This is a genomic window from Thalassobacter sp. (assembly GCF_982993085.1).
The window spans coordinates 1-3,503 of sequence record NZ_CEZFMW010000195.1; the positions used below are offsets into that span (position 1 = coordinate 1).

Consider the following 3,503-nt stretch of genomic DNA (forward strand, 5'->3'; position numbering starts at 1 on the left):
TGACAGCAATGAGTTCCCCCGCCAGTTTGCTGGACGACGACACGATCGCGCGTGAAGCGCGACGAATTTTAAGAAGGCTTTGCGAACGTGATGCCGTCCTCGTCGTCAGCCATGAAATGGACCGCGCCGTTGTCCTGCGCCAACCTGACGATGAGGCACCGACGCGTACAGCAGTCGTGCCCCGGCCCGTGGCACAAGCATTCGCGCTGAAAGACTGGATCAGTTGTTACGCGGCAGGCAAGGTTACGCGCTATCGGATCACCGAAGCTGGGCGCGCAGCGCTCAAGCGGTTCTTGGCGGAGGATCACAAGCGCAAGATTGAACAGCGCGGTATGGCCGAAGCACCGTCGCCGTTTTTGACCCAACACGTCGAGTGGGGTGAGCGGACAATCCCCGGCACGGATGAAACAGTGCGTGTCAATCTGGCCGAAAGCCCCCTGGGTGCCCTTGCGCGCAAGAAAGACAAGAATGGTGAGCCATTCTTGAACATGAACTTGGTCCTTGCTGGCGAACGTCTGCGCGAAGATTTTGAAGCCGCGCAAATGGGGGCCCGTGTCGGCCAGAACTGGGAAAGGTTCCTCACGCCCGGGGATTGTGGCAGCTTTGGTGCCAAGGGGCCTGCGTCGGGGCCGATGGATGCGCGTGCACGGGTACACGCCGCCCTACAGGACCTTGGGCCGGGCCTTGGCGATGTCGTCCTGCGCGTCTGTTGCTATCTTGAAGGGCTTGAGGCGGCTGAAAAGCGCATGGGCTGGGCGGCGCGTTCGGGTAAAATCGTGCTCCGCATCGCGCTACAGCGCCTAGAATTGCATTATGCGGGTCTTCGATAGGCGACGCATCCTGCGCAGAGAAAGCCCGCCTTTGGGGCTAGTCGTTTGGATGGCACCGATTTTGTGGCGATCCTTGTAGAGGTTCAAAGCCCGGTGGTGACGTGAAAAGTGTGAGTATTGTTGATGGGGTCGCAGGGAGCGGCCCTTTGTTTCGTTCGAACATGGGTGGCTTGGCCCTGCGTCGGTTTTTTGGATCACTCAATTGGGGGCCGCCTAGACCATCTCGCTCGTAACACGGCTAGGATCAAAGGTCGAAAGATCTTGGTTGCGCAGGATGACGACTGTGTCACCGTCGGTGTTTCGATATTCGATATCAGAGCCGACCTGCACCGGGGTCATGACAATGTCTGGCCCTGTCGCGGAGGCTTCAATCGTCAGCTGGTCCGCGGTGTCATTATAGTCGGTGATGATGACCGGATCGCCGGTGCGCTCCGCAAGAAGGATGAACACATCACTGCCGTCGCCGCCCTCGGCTTCATCCCCGCCGCCCAGGATCATTATATCATTTCCGTCGGCGCCAAATACGGTATCGCTGACGCCGTCGTCGGGCAATGTGGCTTGGAACAGTCCTTCAGGCTGGATGCTGGTCTCAGCGAACTCAAACCATTCCGCAAGACTTAGGTCACGTTCCCCCAGGGTACCGGCAAAGAGGATGTCGTTGCCTTCGCCACCGTTTAGTACATCCGCGCCGTTACCACCCGTAAGGACATCGTCACCAAGGCCGCCGTCCAAGGTATCGGCCCCGTCGCCGCCAAAGAGAAAGTCATCCCCCGCACCGCCGTCCAAAGTGTCGGACCCGGCGCCGCCATCCAAAAAGTCTCCGCCACTCCCACCCTCGATCCGGTCGGTACCGTCTTCGCCCACAAGAATATCGGCGTCTGCGCCCCCTTGGATCAGGTCATTCCCGGTGCCACCCAATAGGATGTTGATCCCATCGCCCCCCGAAAGGGTATCATCGCCTGTCCCGCCGTTAATCAGATCGGTGCCCGAACCGCCGATGAAGGTGTCGACGCCGTCGTCTAGGGTTCGGATGCGATCCAAGATGTCGTCACCACTTGTGTCAGGTTCATCCTCCATCTCACCAAATGCACCGCTTTCAACGGCGTCATCCGAGGCCGATCCGCCAAGGCCCATCATCAGGGGGGCCAAAAGAAATAATCCCAACAACTCTAGCATGAAAAAGCTCCGTCATAACGCGGTCCATGGTGATCAAACACAGGGACGAGAGAAAAGGTTAACGAAGTGTAGACAGAAAAACTGAGGTCGAAATTGGGCAGGTCTGTGTCGTGGCAACGAAAAAGGCGCGGCCCCTTTACGGCGCCGCGCCTTTTAAATTCTGAACTATCAGAGCCGCTTAGCGGTTTTCGACATCCACGTAGTCACGCTGCGTGGGGCCGGTGTATAGCTGCCGAGGGCGCCCGATCTTGTGGGCTGGATCCGACAGTTGCTCTTTCCACTGCGAAATCCAACCAACGGTCCGCGACAGCGCGAAGATCGGTGTGAACATCGATGTGGGGAAACCCATCGCCTCAAGAATGATGCCCGAATAGAAATCGACGTTCGGGAACAGCTTCTTCTCTGCGAAGTAAGGATCCTCAAGCGCGGCTTTTTCAAGCTCCTTGGCGACCTGCAACAGGGGGTTGTCTTCAACACCCATCAGCTCCAGCACCTCATCGGCGGACTGCTTCATTACCGTCGCGCGGGGATCGAAGTTTTTGTAAACGCGGTGGCCAAAGCCCATCAGGCGGAACGGATCGTTCTTATCCTTGGCACGGGCGATGAACTCGGGAATGCGGTCTGGAGTGCCGATTTCCTTAAGCATTTCGAGGCAGGCTTGGTTCGCGCCGCCGTGGGCAGGGCCCCAGAGACATGCAATGCCAGCAGCGATACAGGCGAACGGGTTCGCACCGGACGAGGATGCCAAACGCACCGTCGAGGTGGAGGCGTTCTGCTCATGGTCGGCATGGAGCGTAAAGATACGGTCCATCGCACGGGCGAGGATCGGATCAACCACGTAGTCTTCAGCCGGGACCGAGAAACACATGTGCAAGAAGTTGGCCGCGTAATCGAGGTCATTGCGCGGATACACAAACGGCTGCCCGATGGAGTATTTGTAGGCCATTGCAGCGATCGTCGGCATCTTGGCGATCAGGCGGTGCGAGGCGACCTCACGCTGCTGCGCGTCCGAGATATCGGTGCTGTCGTGATAAAACGCCGACATTGCGCCAACCACACCGACCATCGTGGCCATTGGGTGTGCGTCGCGACGGAAGCCACGGAAGAAGTTGTGCATCTGCTCGTGGATCATCGTGTGACGCGTGATTGTCGTCTCAAAATGTTCCAGCTCAGCGGCCGAAGGGAGCGCCCCGTACAGCAGCAAATAGCAGACCTCAAGGTAGTGGGATTTGCCCGCCAGCTGGTCAATGGGATAGCCGTAGTGCAGCAGAACGCCTTCGTCGCCATCGATGTAGGTGATGGCGCTGTCACAGGCGGCAGTCGATGTGAAGCCGGGGTCATAGGTGAAGACTTTGCCCTGTGCATATAGCTTGCGAATATCAAGCACATCAGGACCCAAGGTGGGGGAGTGGATTGGCAAGTCGAGTGTCGTGTCGCCGATCGTCAGCGTCGCCGTCTTAGGAGTATCAGCCATGGTTTTCCTCATATTAGGCCCAC

The 3,503-nt window shown here is 58.3% G+C and carries 3 protein-coding genes; 1 reads left to right on the forward strand and 2 read right to left on the reverse strand.

The window, feature by feature from the left end; all coding sequences use genetic code 11:
• Nucleotides 1-830, forward strand: an 830-nt coding sequence (locus tag AC4GMC_RS17695) for a DUF6456 domain-containing protein (RefSeq protein ID WP_487876617.1), incomplete at its 5' end; no start/stop codon positions are given.
• 213 nt (nucleotides 831-1,043) lie between these two features.
• On the opposite strand, the gene AC4GMC_RS17700 is transcribed toward AC4GMC_RS17695, so the two are convergent.
• Nucleotides 1,044-2,006, reverse strand: a complete 963-nt coding sequence (locus AC4GMC_RS17700; RefSeq protein WP_487876618.1) for a calcium-binding protein — start codon at nucleotides 2,004-2,006, stop codon at nucleotides 1,044-1,046.
• A 178-nt stretch (nucleotides 2,007-2,184) separates the two neighbouring features.
• Nucleotides 2,185-3,480: a citrate synthase gene (locus AC4GMC_RS17705; protein WP_058122299.1), complete on the reverse strand. Its 1,296-nt coding sequence runs from the start codon at nucleotides 3,478-3,480 to the stop codon at nucleotides 2,185-2,187.
• Nucleotides 3,481-3,503: the final 23 nt, after the last annotated feature.

What these genes read in the sequence shown, in the direction of transcription:
- AC4GMC_RS17700 (WP_487876618.1), bottom strand. Translation starts at nt 2,006, where the DNA reads ATGCTAGAGTTGTTGGGATTATTTCTTTTGGCCCCCCTGATGATGGGC.
- AC4GMC_RS17705 (WP_058122299.1), bottom strand. Translation starts at nt 3,480, where the DNA reads ATGGCTGATACTCCTAAGACGGCGACGCTGACGATCGGCGACACGACA.